The 20,807-nt window shown below is 49.1% G+C and carries 20 protein-coding genes; 13 read left to right on the top strand and 7 right to left on the bottom strand.

The window, feature by feature from the left end:
• Nucleotides 1-2: 2 nt before the first annotated feature.
• The gene (locus PPHA_RS00165; RefSeq protein ID WP_012506891.1) at nt 3-2,255 is read left to right on the top strand and encodes an FAD-dependent oxidoreductase; all 2,253 of its coding nucleotides are present in this window, start codon (nt 3-5) and stop codon (nt 2,253-2,255) included.
• A 94-nt stretch (nt 2,256-2,349) separates the two neighbouring features.
• Complete coding sequence (qmoC, locus tag PPHA_RS00160; RefSeq protein ID WP_012506890.1) at nt 2,350-3,531, top strand: quinone-interacting membrane-bound oxidoreductase complex subunit QmoC; 1,182 nt, start codon at nt 2,350-2,352, stop codon at nt 3,529-3,531.
• A 69-nt stretch (nt 3,532-3,600) separates the two neighbouring features.
• On the opposite strand, the gene PPHA_RS00155 is transcribed toward qmoC, so the two are convergent.
• Complete coding sequence (locus PPHA_RS00155) at nt 3,601-3,885, bottom strand: hypothetical protein (protein ID WP_012506889.1); 285 nt, start codon at nt 3,883-3,885, stop codon at nt 3,601-3,603.
• 208 nt (nt 3,886-4,093) lie between these two features.
• On the opposite strand from PPHA_RS00155, the gene PPHA_RS00145 reads away from it, so the two are divergent.
• Entirely contained in the window at nt 4,094-4,867 is a 774-nt protein-coding gene (locus PPHA_RS00145; RefSeq protein ID WP_012506887.1) for a YkgJ family cysteine cluster protein, read from the top strand.
• Nucleotides 4,868-4,967: 100 nt separating this feature from the next.
• On the opposite strand, the gene PPHA_RS00140 is transcribed toward PPHA_RS00145, so the two are convergent.
• Nucleotides 4,968-5,333, bottom strand: coding sequence for a DsrE family protein (locus PPHA_RS00140; RefSeq protein ID WP_012506886.1), 366 nt, complete (start codon nt 5,331-5,333; stop codon nt 4,968-4,970).
• A gap of 259 nt (nt 5,334-5,592) precedes the next feature.
• Here PPHA_RS00140 and PPHA_RS00135 point away from each other — a divergent pair, with 259 nt between their 5' ends.
• Genes PPHA_RS00135 through PPHA_RS00125 form a run of 3 tightly spaced genes read left to right on the top strand, consistent with a single transcriptional unit; the run spans nt 5,593 to nt 8,901 of the window.
• Nucleotides 5,593-7,068 (top strand): glycine--tRNA ligase, encoded by a 1,476-nt coding sequence (locus tag PPHA_RS00135; RefSeq protein ID WP_012506885.1) that lies wholly within the window; start codon nt 5,593-5,595, stop codon nt 7,066-7,068.
• Nucleotides 7,069-7,071: 3 nt separating this feature from the next.
• Nucleotides 7,072-8,214, top strand: coding sequence for a geranylgeranyl diphosphate reductase (locus PPHA_RS00130; protein WP_012506884.1), 1,143 nt, complete (start codon nt 7,072-7,074; stop codon nt 8,212-8,214).
• Nucleotides 8,215-8,901 carry a DUF3593 domain-containing protein gene (locus tag PPHA_RS00125; protein WP_012506883.1) on the top strand — a complete coding sequence of 229 codons (687 nt, stop codon included), beginning with the start codon at nt 8,215-8,217 and terminating at the stop codon, nt 8,899-8,901.
• On the opposite strand, the gene PPHA_RS00120 is transcribed toward PPHA_RS00125, so the two are convergent.
• Genes PPHA_RS00120 through PPHA_RS00110 form a run of 3 tightly spaced genes read right to left on the bottom strand, consistent with a single transcriptional unit; the run spans nt 8,892 to nt 13,232 of the window.
• On the bottom strand, nt 8,892-10,649 hold the full coding sequence (locus PPHA_RS00120; protein WP_012506882.1) for a S41 family peptidase: 1,758 nt from the start codon (nt 10,647-10,649) through the stop codon (nt 8,892-8,894). The genes PPHA_RS00125 and PPHA_RS00120 overlap by 10 nt on opposite strands.
• A gap of 4 nt (nt 10,650-10,653) precedes the next feature.
• Entirely contained in the window at nt 10,654-11,517 is an 864-nt protein-coding gene (locus tag PPHA_RS00115) for a 2,3,4,5-tetrahydropyridine-2,6-dicarboxylate N-succinyltransferase (protein WP_012506881.1), read from the bottom strand.
• A 26-nt stretch (nt 11,518-11,543) separates the two neighbouring features.
• Nucleotides 11,544-13,232 (bottom strand): Rne/Rng family ribonuclease, encoded by a 1,689-nt coding sequence (locus PPHA_RS00110; protein WP_012506880.1) that lies wholly within the window; start codon nt 13,230-13,232, stop codon nt 11,544-11,546.
• Between the two features lie 388 nt (nt 13,233-13,620).
• Between PPHA_RS00110 and PPHA_RS16450 the strand changes: the two genes are divergently transcribed.
• The 7 genes from PPHA_RS16450 (at nt 13,621) to gyrB (ending at nt 18,457) form a co-directional block, all read left to right on the top strand.
• Complete coding sequence (locus tag PPHA_RS16450) at nt 13,621-13,746, top strand: hypothetical protein (RefSeq protein ID WP_263053215.1); 126 nt, start codon at nt 13,621-13,623, stop codon at nt 13,744-13,746.
• Between the two features lie 269 nt (nt 13,747-14,015).
• Complete coding sequence (locus PPHA_RS00100; protein ID WP_041526349.1) at nt 14,016-14,288, top strand: type II toxin-antitoxin system HicA family toxin; 273 nt, start codon at nt 14,016-14,018, stop codon at nt 14,286-14,288.
• Nucleotides 14,275-14,592: a type II toxin-antitoxin system HicB family antitoxin gene (locus PPHA_RS00095; protein ID WP_012506877.1), complete on the top strand. Its 318-nt coding sequence runs from the start codon at nt 14,275-14,277 to the stop codon at nt 14,590-14,592. Before PPHA_RS00100 ends, PPHA_RS00095 begins: the two co-directional genes overlap by 14 nt.
• Before the next feature lie 79 nt (nt 14,593-14,671).
• On the top strand, nt 14,672-15,346 hold the full coding sequence (locus PPHA_RS00090; protein WP_012506876.1) for a DUF2461 domain-containing protein: 675 nt from the start codon (nt 14,672-14,674) through the stop codon (nt 15,344-15,346).
• Between the two features lie 73 nt (nt 15,347-15,419).
• The gene (locus PPHA_RS00085; RefSeq protein ID WP_012506875.1) at nt 15,420-16,040 is read left to right on the top strand and encodes a ribonuclease HII; all 621 of its coding nucleotides are present in this window, start codon (nt 15,420-15,422) and stop codon (nt 16,038-16,040) included.
• Nucleotides 16,037-16,423 (top strand): YraN family protein, encoded by a 387-nt coding sequence (locus tag PPHA_RS00080; protein ID WP_012506874.1) that lies wholly within the window; start codon nt 16,037-16,039, stop codon nt 16,421-16,423. The genes PPHA_RS00085 and PPHA_RS00080 overlap by 4 nt, the downstream gene beginning before the upstream one ends.
• A gap of 84 nt (nt 16,424-16,507) precedes the next feature.
• The gene (gyrB, locus tag PPHA_RS00075) at nt 16,508-18,457 is read left to right on the top strand and encodes a DNA topoisomerase (ATP-hydrolyzing) subunit B (protein ID WP_012506873.1); all 1,950 of its coding nucleotides are present in this window, start codon (nt 16,508-16,510) and stop codon (nt 18,455-18,457) included.
• Here gyrB and PPHA_RS00070 read toward each other — a convergent pair.
• Both PPHA_RS00070 and secF read right to left on the bottom strand, forming a co-directional pair.
• Nucleotides 18,446-19,762: a peptidylprolyl isomerase gene (locus tag PPHA_RS00070; protein WP_012506872.1), complete on the bottom strand. Its 1,317-nt coding sequence runs from the start codon at nt 19,760-19,762 to the stop codon at nt 18,446-18,448. The genes gyrB and PPHA_RS00070 overlap by 12 nt on opposite strands.
• 99 nt (nt 19,763-19,861) lie before the next feature.
• Nucleotides 19,862-20,797 (bottom strand): protein translocase subunit SecF, encoded by a 936-nt coding sequence (gene secF / locus PPHA_RS00065; RefSeq protein WP_012506871.1) that lies wholly within the window; start codon nt 20,795-20,797, stop codon nt 19,862-19,864.
• Nucleotides 20,798-20,807: the final 10 nt, after the last annotated feature.

The raw sequence follows: 20,807 nt of genomic DNA, 5'->3' as shown, positions 1-20,807 counted from the left end.
ACATGGCTGACGATAATAAAATTGGAGTATACCTCTGTACCGACTGCGGAATCGGAGAGATGTTGAATGTTGACGAACTCGAAGCCGTAGCAAAAAAAGAGTTCAAGGTACCCGTCTGCAAAAAACATCCGTTTCTCTGTAGCCGGGAAGGTGTTCAGATAATCAAGGACGACATCAATAACGGTGAGGTCAACAAGATTGTCATTGCCGCATGTTCGCCAAGAGTGAATACCGATGTTTTTAATTTCGACCCGTTAAAGTATGTAACCGAACGGGTCAATCTGAGAGAACAGGTAGTCTGGGTCAAGTCCTCGACAGAAAAGACAAACGAGGGAAGCCAGATGATGGCTGCCGACTATATGCGGATGGGCATAACAAGGATTGGCAAATCAAGTATCCCTGAACCGAAGTACACCGATGTCAACCGGACACTGCTTGTGGTCGGAGGAGGCGTTACCGGCCTTACTGCAGCGCTTGAGGCATCAAAAGCTGGCTATAAATCCGTGCTTGTTGAAAAAGCACGGGAGCTTGGAGGCCAGGCGAAAAAGATGTATAAAGTCTTCCCGACTGCACCACCCTTTGCGGAGCTTGAAAAGCCGACAATACTCGCAAAAATCGAGGAGGCACGGAACGACGGAAACATCAGCATCCATACGGATACCACCATTGCTTCCATAGAGGGCGGTCCAGGGATGTACAAGGTCACGATTAACAAACAGGGTACAACCGAGAGCTTCGAAGCTGGCGCCATTGTCCTTGCAACAGGCTGGCGTCCCTACAATCCTGATAACCTTGCGCATCTCGGTTACGGAAAATTCCGCAACGTGATCACAAACCTTCAGATGGAGGAACTTGTCACCAAAGGCAACGGCAAGGTACTCAGACCCTCCGACGGCAAACCGGCAAAAAACGTTGTTTTTATCCAGTGTGCAGGTCAGAGAGATGAAAAGCATGTTCCCTACTGTTCCTCTGTTTGTTGCAATGTATCGCTCAAACAGGCCAAATATGTCAGAGACTCGGATCCGGATGCTGGTGCATTTGTCATATACAAAGACATGCGTACCCTCGGGCTGTACGAAAACTTCTACAAGACATCCCAGGATGACGAAGGCGTTTTTCTGACCAAAGGCGAAGTTCTTGGTCTTGAAGAGGGTCCGGGAGGAAATATATACGTCGAAATCAACAACCATCTTCTCGGCAGAACGATGAAGATCAATGCTGATATGGTCGTACTTGCCACCGGCATGGTATCTGGCATGGTTCCTGAAGACAGAGGTGTAAATAATCTCACTCCTGAGTACATCGGCAATTTTGTCAAGAGAGAAACCTCTGATGGAGAAATCGTAGAGCTGGAGCCACTAAGTCTTGCCCTGAACCTGAAATACCGCCAAGGCCCTGAAATGCCGCATCTCAAATGGGGCTTTCCTGATTCACACTTTATCTGCTTCCCTTACGAGACCAAAAGAACGGGCATCTATGCCGCTGGCGCTGTCCGCCATCCGATGGACGCAGTGCAGTCGGTAGGCGATGCAACGGGCGCAGCACTTAAAGCTATCCAGTGTATCGAACTCACGGCGCAAGGGCGTGCCGTGCATCCCAGAACCTGGGATCGTACCTATCCGGAAATCAGGGTTGAAAGCTGCACCCAATGCAGACGATGCACGGTCGAATGCCCCTTTGGAGCCTACGATGAGGAGAAAGATGGCACCCCGCTTCTCTATCCTTCACGCTGTCGTCGCTGTGGAGTATGCATGGGCGCATGTCCACAACGGGTTATCTCATTCAAGGACTACAGTGTTGACATGATTTCCTCTGTCCTGAAATCAATCGAAGTCCCTGACTCGGGTACCTTTATTCTCTGTTTTGTCTGTGAAAACGACGCCTATCCCGCACTTGACATGCTGGGACTGAACCGGGTTGGCCTGAATACCAATTTCAGGTTTATTCCCTTACGCTGCCTCGGTGGCCTGAATCTGGTCTGGATTGCCGATGCCCTCTCACAGGGTGTTGACGGTATCCTGCTTCTCGGTTGTAAATTCGGAGATGACTATCAGTGCCACTATATCAAGGGCAGTCAGATGGCAAATGAACGACTTGGAAAGGTTCAGGAGACTCTTAGTCGTCTGATGCTTGAATCGGAAAGGGTTGAACAGGTACAGCTTGCTATCAATGAGTGGGAAAAACTGCCTGGCATTATCGAGGAGTTCTCAAAAAAAGTTGAAGCAATTGGTGAAAATCCGTACAAAGGATTCTAAAATAATTACTACGAATAACAGAAACAGGCCCTCTCAGATAACAACCTGTTTCTGTTGTCCATGTTTATTCCGCTGTTAATTTTGGAGGTTTTTTATGGCTCAAGAAACTGCATTTACACCAGATATCAAGTTTATCAGGGAGCTGAAAGCTGCTGGTGCCGATACAATGAAAAAGTGCTATCAATGCGCTACGTGCTCTGTCGTATGCCCATTGTCTCCTGATGACAGGCCGTTTCCGAGAAAGGAGATGGTGATGGCACAATGGGGACTGAAAGATGAATTGCTCAAGAGCGCCGACATCTGGCTCTGCCACAACTGCAACGATTGTTCCAAATACTGTCCTCGGGGAGCCCGACCTGGTGATGTGCTTGCAATATTGAGGAAAAGCGTCATTCAGGAAAACGCATTCCCCAGGATAATGGGCAAGATTGTTGGCGATCCGAAAAATATCTGGCAGGCCATGGCAATTCCTGTGCTCTTTTTTCTCGTCATCCTTGGTATCACCGGACACCTGAACTTTCCTGAAGGAGAGATTGTCTTCTCCAAGTTTTTTCCTGTCCACTATATCGACATGATTTTCGTTCCACTCTCAGCCCTTGCAGTGCTCATGTTTGCGGTCAGCATGAGCCGGTTCTGGAAAAATATCAGCGCAGAATCTGGCAACAAACTGCCGAAAGGCGATTTTCTTCCGAGCTTTATGGAGACGCTCAAGGAGATCATGTTGCACTCAAAATTCAGGAAGTGTGACGAAAACAAGGATAGAGGCATAGCTCACGTACTTGTTTTTTATGGCTTTATCGGTCTCGCAATCACGACTGCCTGGGCAGTATTCTATCTCTACGGGCTGAAATGGGAATCACCATATCCGCTTGACGATCCAGACATTCTTGCACTGCTGGGTGGATCAACAACCATGGTCTGGATTGCAAGAACCATTTTCAAGCTTGTTGCAAACATCAGCGCCATTTCGCTTCTTGCCGGCGGAGTGCTGATCATTAAAAACAGGCTTAAAGAGCGTGGATTTGAAACCAGCACATCCTCTTTCGACTGGATATTTGTAGGAATCGTCCTGCTCGTAGGTCTGTCGGGCTTCCTGGCACAAGTAATGCGAATGATGAATTTTCCGCCTGTAATTGCATACAGCACCTATTTCATCCATCTGGTGCTGGTGTTTTACATCATCATCTACATGCCTTATTCAAAGCTTGCACACTTTGTCTACAGAACCGTAGCTATTACCTATACCAAAATGATGAAGCGGGATGTAGAAATGTAATGCAGCAGGGAAACTGAATGCTCTTGAAAGGGATCGCCGCAAAAACTGCGATCCCTCTTTTTTTTGCACTCACTCTTCTATGATCTGGCCCTTCATGCCATCAGGAGTAAAGACGCACATGGCCTCAAAAACCCCGTTATCCGGATAGCACATGCAACGGTAGGATGCCGTTTTGTTAAAGTTGGTTTTAAGATTGTTCCAGCCGTTGGCGTAAAGCTTGCAATCATCATTGAAACAGATGTAAAAGTAAGGTGTACACCAGCCAAGCCCATCCCCATAATTAAAAGGAGGTGGCTCACATTTTTTCATTTTCGTTCCGCAATGGGGGCAATCCGGAGCTTCCGTAATCTTCATAACACTGCTGATTAACACGATTTTTTAGGTAAATTGATGGCGTTGAGTGAGTTACCCAGAGCATTATGGCTTGAAACAAAGCCGCCCCGGAAACTCATCCATGATAAATCATCTTCACAGTATATACAATTTATTTTACTTGACAGCCCGCTCTTCTTTCTGCTTTTCTGCGGGGTTAATGACGGTAACGAATTAAAACAGGTGGATTATGGAAAACTTCCTTGACAAGCTCGGTATAGAACTCAATGAACAAACCAGACTAACCAGCGAAAGCACCTTTCAGTTCAGTTGCCACAAAGGGCTTTCGTGCTACAACAACTGCTGCAGCAATCCCGATATTTTCCTCACTCCGTATGACATCCTGAGGATGAAGAACAGGCTCGGTCTCTCGTCAGCCGAATTTCTTTCGGCATACACCGAACCGGTAATCCAGCAAGAATCGAAGCTCCCTTTTGTCAGGCTGAAACTGCACGATGAGGGCAAGTGCAAATTTGTTGCAGAAGAGGGGTGTACCGTTTACAATGACCGGCCTCTGGCATGTCGTTATTACCCGATCGGCTTCGGCATCCACAAAAACGCAACGGCAGGAGGAAACGACTTCTATTTTCTCATAAAAGAAGCGCACTGCAAGGGGTTTGAGGAAGAACAGGAGTGGACAGTCGGAGAGTGGCGAAAAAGCCAGGAGATCGATGACTATGACGACAAAAACAGGGTCTGGATGGACATCATTCTCGACAAAAAACTGCTGAGTCCCGAACTCGAACCAAATGAAAAAAGCCTGAAAATGTTTTTCATGGCCAGCTATGACCTCGATGCCTTCAGGGACTTTATGATGGAAAGCCGCTTCCTTCAGGTGTTCGAGGTAGATGATGAACTGCTTCAAATGGTAAAAACCGACGAAGCAGAACTGATGCTCTTCGCCCACCAATGGCTGCAGTACGCCCTCTTCAAAAAACCAACCATGACGCTGCGGCAATCATGAGCGTTCTCCAAAAATAAATCCAGCAGGAACGCTGAAAAAAACGCAGGGCACAGAAAAAGAGCGCCCTGCGTTTTTTGAGAGCACCTGGCTACAATGACAATCAGTAGGTAACCACCGAGTCAGCACTCATCACTTCATGAACAAGTGTTCCGGCGGCGCCGATCTGCACACCATCGACCAGATCCCCGGGAGCAATATCTCTTTCCTTAATACACGGGGAACAAAGATAGAGTTTTCCACCCATATCCATGAAGGTATCAAACAGCTCTCCGAGAGGAGCAAACCCCTCAGCCCTGACCTTTTCTGCCTCTCCTTTTTTTGCCAGAACCACCGCCGATGACTGAAGAAACATCACAACCTCAACATCCAGTGACTGTGATGCCGTAGCAAGCACGAATGGCAGGGTGGCCTTCTCATGGTTTTCTTGACCAATGGTACTGATAATGAGCAGTTTGCTGCTTTCCATATGAGTATGGTTTTTAGAGTTCCTGAATATCTGCAAATGTTCGATCGCTGATATCGATCCTTCAGGATACAATATAGTGCAACGTAAAAATTTTTTTATCGATAGCGGGAACTCTCTTTTGCTCATTCAGCCTTCATCACCGAATCTCTTTTAACCACACCCTTTCCTGATTTATCCCTGCTGGTTTGTTATATTCCTTGTTTTACTCTGTTAAACGGGAGTACCCGGAGCTATTTTTCCACACTATTTTGAACGAACGATGAGCAATTCTGACCAGACACGGGTGCAAAGTGTCAATCTGCCTCCTGATAAGGTGATGCATAAACTGGTTTCACTGGCCAAACGTCGAGGGTTTATTTTCCCGTCATCGGAAATCTATGAGGGACTCTCCTCATGCTTCGACTATGGGCCACTGGGCAGCGAGATGAAAAGAAACATCAAGGAACTCTGGTGGAACTCAATGACCCGTCGCCACCAGAATATTGTAGGGCTTGATGCATCGATCATGATGAACCCGAGGGTATGGGAGGCTTCAGGTCATGTAGCAAGCTTCAACGATCCGATGATTGACGACAAAACCACCAAAAGGCGCTACCGTGCTGACCATCTGATCGAAAACCATATTGAGAAATTGCGACGGGACGGCAAGGAGGAAGAGCTCCTGAGGGTACAAAGCGCATATGAAGCCGTCGCCGGGGCAGAGGACTCGAACCGTGCACTCTACGATATTATCATTGCCGAAGGGATCAAGGCACAGGACACCGGCTCGGGTGACTGGACAGAGGTACGCCAGTTCAATCTGATGTTCCAGTGTAATATGGGCGCTGTTGCCGATAAATCAAATATTGTCTACCTGCGGCCCGAAACAGCCCAGGGGATTTTCGTGAACTTCCATAACGTTCGCGAATCTTCACGCATGAAGGTACCGTTCGGCATAGCCCAGATCGGCAAAGCCTTCCGAAACGAGATTGTGAAAGGAAACTTCATCTTCCGCATGGTAGAGTTTGAGCAGATGGAGATGCAGTACTTCGTCAAACCCGGTACCCAGGCGGAAGCCTTTGAGGCATGGAGAGAAGAGCGGTTTGCCTGGTATACCAGCGCCCTTGGCCTCAGAAAGGAGAAACTGCACTGGTACAAACATGACAAGCTGGCCCATTATGCCGACCTTGCCTACGACATCAAGTTCGAGTTCCCCTTCGGTATTGAAGAGATTGAGGGGATTCACTCCAGAACCGATTTTGATCTGAAACAGCATCAGGAGTATTCCGGCAAAAATATGGAGTATATCGACCAGCTCACCAATGAGCGCTACCTCCCCTATGTGGTGGAAACCTCTGCCGGATGCGATCGACTCTTCCTGGCGCTGCTTGCAGATGCCTACACAGAAGATACCGTTGATGGCGATGAACGTGTTGTGCTGAAACTCTCACCGAAAGTCGCTCCCATCAAAGCAGCCGTACTGCCGCTGATGAAAAAGTGCGGAATGGGAGAGATGGCCTCACTGCTGAGAGAAGAACTTTCAGCGGCACACCTTGTCCAATATGATGATGCAGGCTCTATCGGCAAACGCTACCGCCGCCAGGACGAGATCGGCACACCCTTCTGTATCACGGTTGATCATCAGTCTCTGGAGGAAAACAGCGTCACCGTACGTTACCGCGACACGGCAACACAAGAGAGGATCGAAATTTCGAGGGTACGGGAATTTCTCGCCTCAAAACTAATCACGCTTTAAGCTATGCGTTATGATGTCGCAGTAATCGGTGGTGGCCCCTCAGGAGCCGTAGCAGCCGCCGTACTGGCCAAAGCCGGAATATCAACCGTTCTCATTGAACGAAACCTTGACAACGTCAAACCCTGCGGGGGAGCAATTCCTCTTGGTCTTATCGAGGAGTTCCAGATTCCTGCCGAATTGATAGAAAAAAAGCTCTCCCGCATGAGAGCCCGCTCTCCAAAAGGGAGGATCATTGAAATGCATATGCCGAACGGCTATGTCGGCATGGTACGACGCGAAAAATTTGATCGCTATCTGCGTTCTGAAGCTGAACGGGCCGGAGCCGTCATTGTTGAAGGACTGGTCAAATCCATCTCACACTCGGGAGACGGCTTTGTCATCAATACACTCAACGACAAGGTGGCGCCACTGCGAGCTCGCAAGATTATCGGAGCCGACGGCGCAAACTCAAAAACTGCCGATGAACTGCACTTTCCGCTCAACGAACTGAAGGTGATTGCCATGCAGCAGCGATTCAAATACACCCCGGCCATCCAGAAATTCAGCGATATCGTTGAAATATGGTTTGACGGCGAGGTCTCTCCTGACTTTTATGGGTGGATTTTCCCCAAGGCGGATCATCTGGCAATCGGTACCGGGACAGAGGACAAGCGGCACAACCTCAAGGCGCTCCAGAAACGCTTTATTGAAAAAATCGGGATCACCGATGCCCCCTATCTTGACGAAGCTGCAAAAATCCCGATGAAGCCACGCAAATCATTTACCCAGGAGAAGGCGATCCTTGTCGGAGACGCTGCAGGACTGGTCACACCGGCAAACGGAGAAGGAATCTTCTTTGCCATGCGCTCCGGAAAACTTGGGGCTCAGGCCATGATTGAGCATATAAAAAACAAGACCCCCTTGCAGAACTATGAAAAAGAGTTCCGCAAGCTCTATGCTCCGATCTTTTTCGGTCTTGAAGTGCTGCAGGCAGCCTACTACCGTAACGACCGACTGAGGGAGAGTTTTGTCGCCATATGCGCCGACGATGATGTACAGCAGATAACCTTCGACTCCTATCTCTATAAAAAAATGGTGCCTGCTCCCTGGTCAACCCAGATGAAGATCTTTTCCAAAAATATCTACCACCTCATCAAGGGCTGCTAAATGTTACTCTCTCTTCCCAACTGGATTATCCATCTCTCATCAGCGCTTGAATGGGGAATTGCTGCCGCACTGCTCTTCCACTATGGAAAAATAACGGGGCGGCGCGACATTCGCCTCTTTGGCCTCGCCATGCTGCCACACTGGAGTGGCAGCTTTTTTGTACTGGGTTATCACATCTCCGGTGACACCATTCCGATACTTCTCGATATGTCGGAACTCATCAATCTCTTTGGCAGCACAGCTCTCCTGCTCGCCACACTGAACCTGCTGAAAAGCACCAAAAAAACCTCAGCAACCAGTTATACTGCCGCTCTTGCTGCCATCATGATTGCCGGAAAACCACAATCCTACCTTGGGGCCGATATCTTTGACGCGATTCTCCAACTCTCAAGCGTAGTTTATATAACCTTTCTGGTACTGCTGCTGAAAGTCTGGCGCCGTGACCGGACAATTTTTTCCGGTCTGACTGTTGCCGGCTTCTGGTTTGTGCTGATATTCATCTCAGTCACCATCTTCTGCATGTACCTCGCCACCGTCGTCAGAGGGTATCCAACACTTTCACACGACGACCTGCTGCACGGATTGGCCGAAAGCCTGCTGAGCATCAGCAACCTCATGATTGCCATCGGTGCTCACCGTAAAATCAGGGAGTATAAACGGGAACAACTGAATGCCATTCAGGGATGAAGAATCCGTGAATAACCACGGGAATCAGAAAAGAGCCAAACGGCTTTTTTGACCGCCGTGTCATGCCCAATTTCTACCGTTCGTGCAATACGATCATTGAAATGGCGGAGAATTTCCACTTCAAGAGCCTGGGCAACATGCTCCGACTCTGCTGTAATCTCCTGCTTCTTGAGCCGATCGATCTCCTGCTGAAAAGCAGTGACACTCTGAGAATCACTCTCCGTATTTGTCGACTGAACCTTCTTCATACTCTCCCGCAACTCATTGAAACGGCGTTCGGAATCGGAGGTGTAGACAAATTTCCTGCGCTGCAGAAAATCAGCAAACGATACCATAACCGCCGCACGGTCGAGTGGCTGCACAGGCATCACCGGGTTCAGGGAACGATACGCGGAAGAAAAAAGAAAGATGAGGCCCCTCTTGTTCAGCTCCGAAAGATAAGGAGAGGTAACCGGTTCAGGGAGCTGGATATCGGGCAGAATACCACCTCCGCCATACACTTTTCTCTTTCCTTTGGTATAGAAAATCTGAGTTGCCGTCTCTCCCTGCGGTACGGGAATCACCTTGCGCGATTCACGCACCGCATTATTGACCTCTTTCTGGATCAAACGGCCCGAAGGAGTATAGTATTTCGACGTCGTCAGCTTCAGTGAGCTATTATAGGAAATCCGTATAACCGACTGTACCAGCCCTTTGCCATAAGAGCGCTCGCCAATAATAACCCCGCGATCAAGATCCTGAATCGCGCCAGCAACAATTTCAGCCGCTGAAGCACTCTGGCTGTTGATGAGAACCACAAGGGGAAGAGCGGGAAGCAGCGGAGGAGAGGCGGTTACATAGGATTTAGCCATTTCCGGAGAACGTCCCCGAATGGATACCACTTCACTGCCTTTACTGACAAAGAGCGAAGCAACATCAACGGCAACATTAAGCAATCCTCCCGGATTATTTCTGAGATCAAGAATCAGGCCTTTAAGCTGAAAATGCTGCTCTGAGGCCTGACGCAAAAGGCCCTGAATGGCTTCACGCAGATCATCCATCGAATGGGAACCGAAACTCTTCATCTCGATATAGCCCGTACCGTCAAGAATACCGGAATAACTTACGGTGCTCACCCGCACCTCCTCCCGCATCAGTGTCGAGGAAAAAGAGGGGACGCCCTGACGCTCAATCAGGAAGGTAATCGGTGAACCGGCAGGCCCCTTGATCAGGGTTTTAACCTCATCCAGCGACATTGTCCTGATCTCCCGACCGTTGATAGCAACAATAGTGTCCCCAATCCTGAGGCCCGCTTTTGCCGCAGCATAGCCATCAACAACCGATGTAACATAAAACAAAGTGTCAACAGAGGCAATCGTAATGCCGATACCGGCATAGTGCCCGCTGGTCAGCTCATCGAGTTCATCCGCATCATTTTCGTCCAGAAAAACCGTATACGGATCAAGGGTACGAAGCATGCCATCGATACCGGCATACATCAACCCACTGACATTCAGCGTATCAACATAGCCTTTTGAGACCTCACTATAGACCTCACTGAAAAGGTCAATACTTTTGACAATATCAAAATACTCTCTGTCAGCAGAACTGGCAGAGTCAGCGGGAGCCAACCGGGCAGGCTCCGCTGAGAGGAGGAGTGCAGGAGAGTGTGCTGAAAAGAAAAAAAATGCGCCCATAAGGGCCAGCAAACCCTGTCGCAAAGAGCCTCTCCACAACCAGCCCCTGCTCCTCTTTTCGTTGCTCTGCATGCGTTTATCTGAGAGCCTCTTCAAGGGCTGTAGCGCTATCGGTCCTGTCGTCACGGTATTTGATAATCAGCGGTGTATAGATGGAAAGCCCGTGTTCAGCAGCAAAATCCCCCTTGATCTTTCGTGATCCGGCAACAACAACCGCCCCGGCAGGAATCACCAGCGGAGATTCGGAAGTTTTGCGGTAAATGGTATTCAGGGCAAGATCGTAAACAGGAGTTGACCCATTAAGAATCACCCCGGTGCCAATAACCGCACGCTCCTTCACAATGGTGCCCTCATAAATGCCACAGTTACCCCCGACCATCACCTCGTCCTCAATAATGACCGGCATGGCGCCGATCGGCTCCAGCACACCACCAACCTGAACACCAGCCGAAAGATGCACCTTTTTACCGACCTGTGCACAACTACCCACAAGGGCATGGGAATCTATCATGGTACCCTCATCAACATAGGCACCAACATTGACATAAGCAGGAGGCATCATCACCACCGAAGGCGCCAGATATGATCCATCACGCACAGCCGATCCTCCGGGAACAATACGGACATTATTGGCAAGCGTAATCTTTTTAAGCGGATAGGTATCCTTGTCGATAAAAGCAAACCCTGTCTCATGCTCATCAAGCGCAACATAACTCTCCTGCAATCTGCCAAGGCGCATACCAAGCAAAATTCCCTCCTTGACCCAGGAGTTGACCCGCCACTCTCCTTCAAATTTTTCCGCAGCCCTCACCAGCCCCTCATTAAGCAACTGCTTGAACTGATTAAACACACGCCTTGCTTCCGGAATTTCCCAGAGCGCAGACGCGCCAAGTGAAGAAAAACCCAAAATCGCATCTTTTAAAGAATCATACTGTCCCATAACACACATTCTGCTCTGATTACTGATTAGATATCGCCATATTCGGCGGTAATATCCTTGTTATTTTTTCTGCTGTAGAAGCGGAAATCGTCGCTTCTGAGACTTTCATCCGGCTTCACCTGAACAAAAAGCATGTGCTGGAGAAACCACTTCAACTCCGTTTTCATGTCACTGTTCTGCAACGGCTCAACCACAGTCGGACTGACATAAAGGTCAAGCTGCTGAAATTTCATATTGTGCTGAAGCGCATACTTCCTGAGCCAGCGCTCAATCTGGTTAATGGTCGTAAACCTTGCCTGCACCACCCCGGTACCTCCACATGCAGGACACTGATCGCCCATCCGCTGCATCAAACTTGGACGAATTCTTTCCCTGGTAATCTGCATGATACCAAAATCAGACATGGGAAGAATATTTGATTTCGCCCGATCATTGCGCAATTCGGTTTTCATGGAATCATAAACCTTCTTGGCATTTTTCTGATCAAGCATATCGATAAAGTCAACAACAATAATGCCGCCGATATCACGCAGCCGCAACTGCCGCACAACCTCCCGCGCCGCCTCAAGATTGGTTTTCAGAGAGTTCTCCTCCTGCTCCCGCTTGGCTGCATACCTTCCACTGTTGACATCAACAACCACCATCGCCTCGGTATGCTCAATAATGATATAGCCACCCGACTTAAGCCATACCTTGCGCGAAAAGATCGACTCAACATCCTTGGCAATGCCATAGCCTTCGAACAAGGGAAGTTTTCCCTGATAGAAGGTGACATTTTTCACCATCTCAGGCGCAGCCCACTGAATGTAGTTCAGCGTCTCCTTGTAAATAAGTTGTGAATTGGCAACAATCTCCGTGACATCAGAGGTAAGCGAGTCACGCAAAACACTCGATATGATCGTATCCTCCTTGAAAATCAACTGGGGAGGGGCAGCATCCTGCAGCTTTTCCTCAATCTGCGTCCACTTGGCAAGAAGCTTCTCAAGATCCTGCTTCAGCAACGTCTCCTCCTGATCTTCAGCAACAGTGCGGATAATGGCCCCAAAACCTTCAGGAAGCATGGAGCGCACCAGCTTTTTCAGTCTTGAACGCTCTTTGCGGGCAACAACCCTGCGGGAGACAGCTACCTGCCCTCCACCAAAAGGAAGCAGCACCATGAAGCGCCCGGCAATCGTAATATCAGAAGTAAGGCGGGAACCCTTGCTGCTGATCGGCTCCTTGATAACCTGCACCAGAATGGAGTCATTCGGCTTGAGCTTGCCAGCAATCATCTGTGTGTATGACTGCCTTTTCTCAGCCCGATCCTGATCATCTGCCGAAGGGGCCTTGCTGCCACTGCGGGCAGCCGACTTAACATTTGCACCCGCCGCCGGTTCATCACCACTGCGTGCACCCTGCGGCGCATCATCGCCATCATCCACACCGCCATTCTCATCATCATCATCATCCTCAATCAGCGCACGATAATCCTCATTTGTTGTGCCGACATCGGAAAAATGCAAAAAGCCATCCGACTTCTGGCCGATATCAACAAAGGCCGCCTTAAGCCCCTCCACAACCTTATGTACCCTGCCAAGATAAATATCACCAATACTCCTCCTGCTTTCGGGACGCTCAATAATCAATTCAACCAGACGTCCCTCCTCAACCAGTGCAACCTGTATCTCGTCACCGGTTTTGTTCATCAGCAACTGCTTATTCGAACTCTTCTTCATTTGCACACTCTTTAATAATGGCAAGAACCCGGGGGATTCCCCCCTGTTACAACTTCTCTAAAAATAAACAACAACACAGAACGGATCCCCAAAACCACGCCGCTCCCTTACAGGGAACATTCTCCAACTGATAACTCTTTTTTGTTTCATCCGCCCAGCGACAGCCGTCAGGCGGAAAAATGAGCCGAATGGCCTGCAGATTGACGATCAAGATAAGAAATAATAGACAGGAAACCGCCAAAACCGGCACAGAGGAGGCTGCGCACATGCGTCGTTACGATCAAGAACCAAAGCCCTTCTTGGCGGCTTTCTATTTGCAAGATTTCTTTGAAGTTATGTACATTGAACGTATCAGTTTTTTCGTGTTGCGTTTCACTCCTTTCACGTTATGCCGGATAAAAATTCTCTGAACCAAACTCCCGAACAGAAAGCTCGTGACGCCATCGACTGCCAACTCATGGCGGCAGGATGGGCTGTTCAGGAAAAGAGCCGGATCAACTGGCCGGGGAAATAATCGAAAACCTCGAAGCCGGGCTGGCAAGCTTTCAGGAGATTCTGGGGGTGCTGAACAGAGATTGAACTTACCCGCACCCTTATGCGATGAAAATGGTCGGGAACTCTTTTCCCATCCGGCCTCTCAGGAATTGCAGAAAATGATGGATTTCAGGTTGTCATGGTGGCAAAGGAGATTTGACTGACTAAAAGCACTCAGATGGTAATTTTTTTTCAACGTGATTTATTTTTTACATTTATTAGTTGCGTTTTGATATCACTTAGTGATACTTGTTCGTGCATAAAAAACAGCAAAAAATTTTAACCAGGATCTTTGAAGATCCGGTACGCTCTGACGTGAAGTGGTGCGATATTGAAACGCTGATACAGGGTCTGGGAGCAGAAATTTCCGAGGGAAACGGATCAAGAGTACGGATTTTTTTGAATGGGGTTCGTGCAGTTTTTCACAGGCCGCATCCCGAAAAGGAGTGTGACAAAAGTGCGCTTAAATCAATAAGACGTTTTTTACAAGAAGCAGGAGTGGAGTACCATGCTGAACTATAAGGGATACACAGGGCATATTGAGTTTGACGATGAGGCCGGTCTGTTTCATGGCGAGGTAGTCGACACGAAAGATGTCGTCACCTTTCAGGGACGCAGTGTTGATGAGATCGTGCAGGCGTTCCGGGATTCTGTCGATGATTATCTCGAATTTTGTGCAGAGCGGGGCGAAAAACCGGATAAGCCATTTTCCGGTAAATTTGTACTGAGAATGAACCCGGAACTGCACCATGCCATTCATCTGAAGGCAATAAAAGCAGGAAAAAGCCTAAACAAATGGGTCAATGATACACTCCAGTCAGCCTGAAAAAGGCTCCATCTTTTGAGAAAGATAAATACAGGATGTGTACTTTTTCTTTTCGTAACGCAGATTAATCTTTCCACCGATGATTACCGACACAACCCTCGCCTTTCTCCGTGAGTTGAAGGGCAATAATGAGAGAGTCTGGTTCACGGAGCACAAGAGCGAGTACCAGCAGGCTTATGGTGAGATGCTCGATACGGTGCTTCAGCTTCTTGTGGCGATCTCTGCGTTTGACCAGGGTATTGCCCTCTCCGGCCTTGATCCAAAGAGCTGCATGATGCGCATCAACCGGGATATCCGGTTTTCAAAAGACAAATCTCCCTATAAGACGAATTTCTTTGCCTTCATCAGCAAAGGCGGAAGGAAAGGCCCCCTCGGAGGTTACTATCTCCACATCGAGCCGGGTGCAACGTTTGCCGGGGGAGGCATCTATATGCCCGAAGCCGCCGTTCTGGAAGAGCTCAGGCGGGAGATTGATGCTCATTTCGCCGAGTGGCAGTCACTCATTGCTCAAAAAGAGTTCTCTTCTCATTTTCCGGAAGGGATCCTGCCTTCAGGGAAGCTGGTCAGGCCGCCAAAGGGGTATGACAGCACGAATCCGGCAATAGAGTATCTCAAGTTCAAGGGGTATTACACCCAGCGCTTTTTCACCGATGATGAAGTCACCAATCCCGGATTTGTGGCGGAACTTGCCAAAACATTCGGTGTAGTGAGCCCCCTTGTCCAGTTCCTGAATGGTGCTTTATCAAGGGAGTGAGAGGCATCAAGGGTTTTCACTGCATGTCAGGAATGTGCCACTTTACAACAAAGAACCGAGGCAAGAAGAAGAGATGATTACCGATTACGAATGGCCTCTGTGGCAAACAACGGCACTTGTCTGCGGTATTGACGAGGCGGGCCGGGGGCCACTTGCCGGGCCTGTGGTTGCGGCGGCGGTTATCTTCCCTCGCTGGTTCAGGCCGGTTGGTACGATACTTGAGAGGGTGAATGATTCAAAGAAGCTCTCGGCGGCCGAGAGGGAATTGCTTGCCCCTGCCATCCGGAATGCGGCGGCTTTCTGGGCGGTTGCTGAAGTTGATCCTGAGACCATTGACCAAATCAACATCCTCCAGGCGACCATGCTTGCCATGAACCAGGCTGTTGCAGCATTACCGATCCAGCCAGAGCTGCTTCTTGTTGACGGCAACCGGTTCCGCACGGAGCTCCCAATCCCTTATGAAACTGTTGTGAAGGGTGATTCGAAGGTCTTTTCAATTGCGGCTGCATCGGTGCTGGCCAAAACCCATCGGGATGAGCTGATGGTGGCGTACGCCAGTGAGTACCCGCAATACGGTTTTGAGCGCCATGTCGGCTACCCCACCAGGGCGCATGTCGAAGCTATCCGCCAGCATGGACGCTGCCCGATTCACCGCCAGAGCTTCAGGCTTCGTCAACTGGGTGAAAAGCCATGACTACAGGGTACGACCCGCATCTGCTCGGTCAGGAGGGTGAACAGCTCGCGGTTAACTACCTTGTCCAGAAGGGGTATCGCATCCTTGAGCGCAATTACCGTTTCCATCGCAATGAGATTGATATTATCGCCCGGCAGGGCAAAACACTCTGCTTTGTTGAGGTAAAAACCCGCCTCTCTTCTGCCAAGGGGCACCCGGCTGAAGCGGTGACACTCCAGAAACAGCATGAGATCATCAAGGCGGCACGGGCTTACCTTGCTCTCCACAGCGCAGGGGAGTGCGACTGCCGCTTCGACGTGCTTGCAATTCGCGTGCAACATATGGAGGAAAAACGGATAAGCTCGTTTATTATTGAACATTTTCCCGATGCTTTCTGGGCTTGATTCCTCGCCGATAGGCAAGCATTATGACGGCATTTTTATTATCTTGAGGTTCAATTTCCATCTCACCAGTTATAGCTGACTATTATGCAGGAAGACGATATCCTTTCCCTCCCGACACCTCCGACAGAAGCGAGCTACGGAGCAACCAACATCCAGGTTCTTGATGGCATCGAGCATGTCCGCATGCGCCCTGCCATGTATATTGGCGATATTTACAGCCGTGGCCTTCACCATCTTGTCTACGAAATTGTCGACAACTCGATTGATGAAACGCTTGGTGGCTTCAACGATTATATCTTTGTCTCCCTGAATCCTGATGGATCGGTTACGGTGATTGACCATGGTCGGGGTATTCCGGTGGATATTCATCCGGAAAAGCAGAAATCGGCGCTTGAGCTGGTCATGACGGTCATTGGCGCTGGCGGCAAGTTCGACAAGGGGGCATACAAGGTCTCCGGCGGTCTGCATGGTGTTGGCGCTTCGGTGGTCAATGCCCTTTCGGAGTGGTGTGAGGTCGAGGTCTCCCGCGACGGCAAGCTCTATTTCCAGCGCTTTGAGCGGGGCGTTCCACAGGGTGATGTCAAAGTTATCGGCAGTTCAGACCATCGCGGTACAAAAACCACCTTTCTGCCTGACCATCTTATTTTCAAGACTACCGAGTTACGCAAGGATATCATTATCGACCGTATGCGGGAGCTTGCATTCCTCAACAAAGAGCTCTCGATAACGGTGCAGGATACTGAAGGGTTCCAGGAAATCTTCCATTATGAAGGCGGAATCAAGGAGTTTGTCCAGTTTACCGATCAGAACCGCCTCAACCTGCTCAAGGAGCCGATCTATCTTTACGGCGAACGGGATAGTACCATTGTTGAAATAGCGCTCCAGTATAATGATACCTATCAGGAGAATGTCTTCAGCTATGTCAACAACATCAATACGCATGAGGGAGGCACACACGTTACCGGCTTCCGCAAGGCTCTGACCAGAACACTTAATGCCTATGCGCAGAAGAACGATTTGCTGAAAAACCTGAAATTATCCCTGACTGGTGATGATTTCAAGGAGGGGCTGACTGCAGTTATCTCCGTCAAGGTGGCTGAACCGCAGTTTGAGGGGCAGACCAAGACCAAGCTTGGAAACTCAGAGACGCAGAGCATTGTCGAAACCGTCATCAATGAGCAGTTGTCGGAGTTTGCCGAAAGCAATCCGAATGTGCTCAAGATGATTATTGAGAAGGTGAAGGGTGCAGCCATGTCGAGAGAGGCGGCCCGAAGGGCAAAGGAGCTTACCCGCAGAAAATCGGTGCTCGAAAGCTCTGGCCTTCCAGGAAAACTTGCTGACTGTTCGATCAATGACCCGGAGCATTGTGAACTCTATATCGTCGAGGGTGATTCGGCAGGCGGCAGCGCCAAGCAGGGTCGCGACCGGAGCTTCCAGGCAATTCTTCCTCTTAAAGGTAAAATTCTGAATGTGGAGAAAGCCCGGCTGCACAAAATGCTTGAGAACGAGGAGATCAAGACCATCATTCTTGCTCTTGGCACCAGTTTCGGTGAAGAGGAGTTTTCGGTTGAAAAACTGCGGTATGGCAAAATCATCATCATGACTGATGCTGATGTTGACGGAGCACACATCAGAACTCTGCTCCTGACCTTCTTCTTCCGCTACATGCGTGCCCTGATTGAAGCTGGCAGAGTCTTTATTGCCCAGCCTCCGCTTTACCTGGTTAAATCAGGCAAAGATCAGCAGTATGCATGGGATGATGAGGAGCGCAACAGTATTTCAGATGGCATGAAGAAGATGCAGAAGGGTAAGGCGAATATCCACATCCAGCGATACAAGGGTCTTGGAGAGATGAATCCTGAACAGCTCTGGAGTACCACCATGGACCCGGCTCACCGCTCACTCCTGCTGGTCAACGTGGAAAACGCCATGGAAGCAGACCAGGTATTTTCCACGCTTATGGGAGACAAGGTTGAACCCCGGAGAGAATTTATCGAGAAAAATGCACGTTACGTCCGCCGCTTAGATGTCTGAAGTACGGACGTAAACCTCCTTGCGGAGCTGCTCCACCCACTTGATAAAGATCTGCTGATTTTTATCCGCGAGTGCCAGCTCTTCGAGGTACGCATAATCTTTTTCGGTATTAAGCTTATGAGCTGGAATGCGCTCATTCAACCGGTATATCGCATAGAACGGCTCACCCTGTGGCGGATCGATTTTCTGAACCTCACTGATATCTCCGCTCTTCTGCAATGTTGAGAGGATCTGCTGCAATTGAGGGCGTAACGCAAGAGGTGAAAACAGTGGATTTGATGACCCCGACAAAAGAATCGTACCTCCCTGCGCTGCAGAAGCTGGATCTTCGGAATATTTTTTTGCCATATCAGCAAAAGTCTCTTTGCCACCCAGAACATCAGCACGCACGGCGTTGAGCTGCCGGGTCACCGATGAAAAATCTCCTGACTTGCGATCAAATCCAATGAGAATATGGCGAACATGGATCGAATTCGGCTCTTTGCTGAGCAACTGAATAAGATGATATCCATAACGGGTCTCAACGATATCAGAAATTTTTCCTTCATTGAGAGCGTAGGCTGCATTCTCGAAACTCGGTATAAGCTGACCTTTCGCGACAAAACCAAGATCACCTCCTGACTGGGCTGAACCTGGATCCTGGGAGTACTGCCTTGCCATAGCAGCAAAATCGGCGCCACCTTTGATCTCCGTCCGAATCCGCTCCATCGTTGCAAGCGATTGTGCCTTCTCCTCCGCCGAAACGGGGGGATATTTGAGAATCTGGGAAACAGAGACCTCTTCAGGGATCTGGGGGATCTGCTCCTTGTTCGCCGAATAGAATGCCATCACTTCATCATAACTGACAGTAACCCCTGCGCTCTTTTTGCGCCGTAGCGTATCGACCAATTGCTGATTGCGCAGCTCCTGGCGAATCCCCTCAAGAATACCGGCAGAGGACTTGCCAAGACGGCTCTCCATATCAGCTTTTGAGGTGAATTTGGTACCCAGCTCCCTGAACCGTTCGCTTGCCGCAGAGGATATGGAATTTTCATCAATGCTGACACTGTCAATTTTGGCTTTTGCAAGGATGATTTTCTGATCAATCAGCCCATCAAGTATAGAGCGTGACAAACCATTGTTTTTGGTCAGTTCGGGATACTGCATGCGAGCCATGAGTTCCCTTGAATCTATTTCTGATTTAAAGATGACCTCATTTCCAACTACAGCAACAATCCGATCAGCCATGTCGGCAATGGCTGGCGCTTGCAGAGATGATGATCCGATAAAAAGCAGCAATGCGGCTTTCCCAAATACTTTTTTCATGCCCTGGTTTTCCTTACTGGTGAATGTTTATCGAGTTCCCTTGCCACTATGGGGACAAGGGAAAAAAGTGAATAAAAGAGCAGAGTGATCAGAACACATTCAGGATACCTTGCTTCCCCGTAAACGGACGGAGCTTTTTGTAATCCTGAGCCAATCATAGACAAGAGGTGCCGCCACAAAGATTGAAGAGTAGGTACCAATCAGGATACCAATAAAGACGGCAAAGGCAAAACCCCTGATTGCCGGTCCGGCAAAGATAAAGAGTACAAAAACACTGATCAGCGTCGTCCCCGAGGTGATGATTGTACGATTGAGAGTCTGGTTCATGCTTTCATTGAAAATCCTTTCATATTCAGAGGGTTTCTGACCCCGGATCCTCTCTCTGATACGGTCATAAACCACAACGGTATCGGTAATGGAGTAACCTGCTATGGTGAGGAAAGCCGCAATGATACTCTGATCCATTTCAAGGGGCATAAACGCAAAGAGGCCGCCAAGAATACTGAAAATTCCGAGAACTGTCAGCACATCATGCAAAATCGCAAGAACACCCGTTGCGGCAAATTTTGTTTCAAACCGGATGCCGACATAAATAAGAATCGCAATAAGGGCTGCAACAAGAGCTTTAACCGCAGACCATTTCAAATCGGATGCAATACTCGGACCCACAGCATCAATGCGAACAATTTCATGACGATTATCCTTGATCCGATCATTAAGTGCATTGGATACAAGCGATTTCAACTCCCCCGTATCTCCCTGGAAAACCGTGCTGAACAGAAAGGAGCGATCCATACCATACTGCTTCAGCGTGCCTGAAACACCTGCCGCATCAAGTATCGAACGAATCTGGCCGACATCAGCATCTTTCTCGAAGCGTATCACCACTTCAGAACCTCCCCTGAAATCAATACCGTAGTTCAGCCCTTTAACAGCGAGAGAAACAAGGCCCGAAACAAGCAGAACAAGAGAAAAACCGTACGCAATTTTACGATATCGGATAAAGTTAAAGCTGGTATTATGAAAGATCCTCATGGGTTGAAAC

The organism is Pelodictyon phaeoclathratiforme BU-1, assembly GCF_000020645.1.
Taxonomy (GTDB): domain Bacteria; phylum Bacteroidota; class Chlorobiia; order Chlorobiales; family Chlorobiaceae; genus Chlorobium; species Chlorobium phaeoclathratiforme.
This window is presented reverse-complemented; position numbering and strand designations above follow the sequence as displayed.

What these genes read in the sequence shown, in the direction of transcription:
- PPHA_RS00165 (WP_012506891.1), top strand. Translation starts at nt 3, where the DNA reads ATGGCTGACGATAATAAAATTGGAGTATACCTCTGTACCGACTGCGGA.
- qmoC (WP_012506890.1), top strand. Translation starts at nt 2,350, where the DNA reads ATGGCTCAAGAAACTGCATTTACACCAGATATCAAGTTTATCAGGGAG.
- PPHA_RS00155 (WP_012506889.1), bottom strand. Translation starts at nt 3,885, where the DNA reads ATGAAGATTACGGAAGCTCCGGATTGCCCCCATTGCGGAACGAAAATG.
- PPHA_RS00145 (WP_012506887.1), top strand. Translation starts at nt 4,094, where the DNA reads ATGGAAAACTTCCTTGACAAGCTCGGTATAGAACTCAATGAACAAACC.
- PPHA_RS00140 (WP_012506886.1), bottom strand. Translation starts at nt 5,333, where the DNA reads ATGGAAAGCAGCAAACTGCTCATTATCAGTACCATTGGTCAAGAAAAC.
- PPHA_RS00135 (WP_012506885.1), top strand. Translation starts at nt 5,593, where the DNA reads ATGAGCAATTCTGACCAGACACGGGTGCAAAGTGTCAATCTGCCTCCT.
- PPHA_RS00130 (WP_012506884.1), top strand. Translation starts at nt 7,072, where the DNA reads ATGCGTTATGATGTCGCAGTAATCGGTGGTGGCCCCTCAGGAGCCGTA.
- PPHA_RS00125 (WP_012506883.1), top strand. Translation starts at nt 8,215, where the DNA reads ATGTTACTCTCTCTTCCCAACTGGATTATCCATCTCTCATCAGCGCTT.
- PPHA_RS00120 (WP_012506882.1), bottom strand. Translation starts at nt 10,649, where the DNA reads ATGCAGAGCAACGAAAAGAGGAGCAGGGGCTGGTTGTGGAGAGGCTCT.
- PPHA_RS00115 (WP_012506881.1), bottom strand. Translation starts at nt 11,517, where the DNA reads ATGGGACAGTATGATTCTTTAAAAGATGCGATTTTGGGTTTTTCTTCA.
- PPHA_RS00110 (WP_012506880.1), bottom strand. Translation starts at nt 13,232, where the DNA reads ATGAAGAAGAGTTCGAATAAGCAGTTGCTGATGAACAAAACCGGTGAC.
- PPHA_RS16450 (WP_263053215.1), top strand. Translation starts at nt 13,621, where the DNA reads ATGCCGGATAAAAATTCTCTGAACCAAACTCCCGAACAGAAAGCTCGT.
- PPHA_RS00095 (WP_012506877.1), top strand. Translation starts at nt 14,275, where the DNA reads ATGCTGAACTATAAGGGATACACAGGGCATATTGAGTTTGACGATGAG.
- PPHA_RS00090 (WP_012506876.1), top strand. Translation starts at nt 14,672, where the DNA reads ATGATTACCGACACAACCCTCGCCTTTCTCCGTGAGTTGAAGGGCAAT.
- PPHA_RS00085 (WP_012506875.1), top strand. Translation starts at nt 15,420, where the DNA reads ATGATTACCGATTACGAATGGCCTCTGTGGCAAACAACGGCACTTGTC.
- PPHA_RS00080 (WP_012506874.1), top strand. Translation starts at nt 16,037, where the DNA reads ATGACTACAGGGTACGACCCGCATCTGCTCGGTCAGGAGGGTGAACAG.
- gyrB (WP_012506873.1), top strand. Translation starts at nt 16,508, where the DNA reads ATGCAGGAAGACGATATCCTTTCCCTCCCGACACCTCCGACAGAAGCG.
- PPHA_RS00070 (WP_012506872.1), bottom strand. Translation starts at nt 19,762, where the DNA reads ATGAAAAAAGTATTTGGGAAAGCCGCATTGCTGCTTTTTATCGGATCA.
- secF (WP_012506871.1), bottom strand. Translation starts at nt 20,797, where the DNA reads ATGAGGATCTTTCATAATACCAGCTTTAACTTTATCCGATATCGTAAA.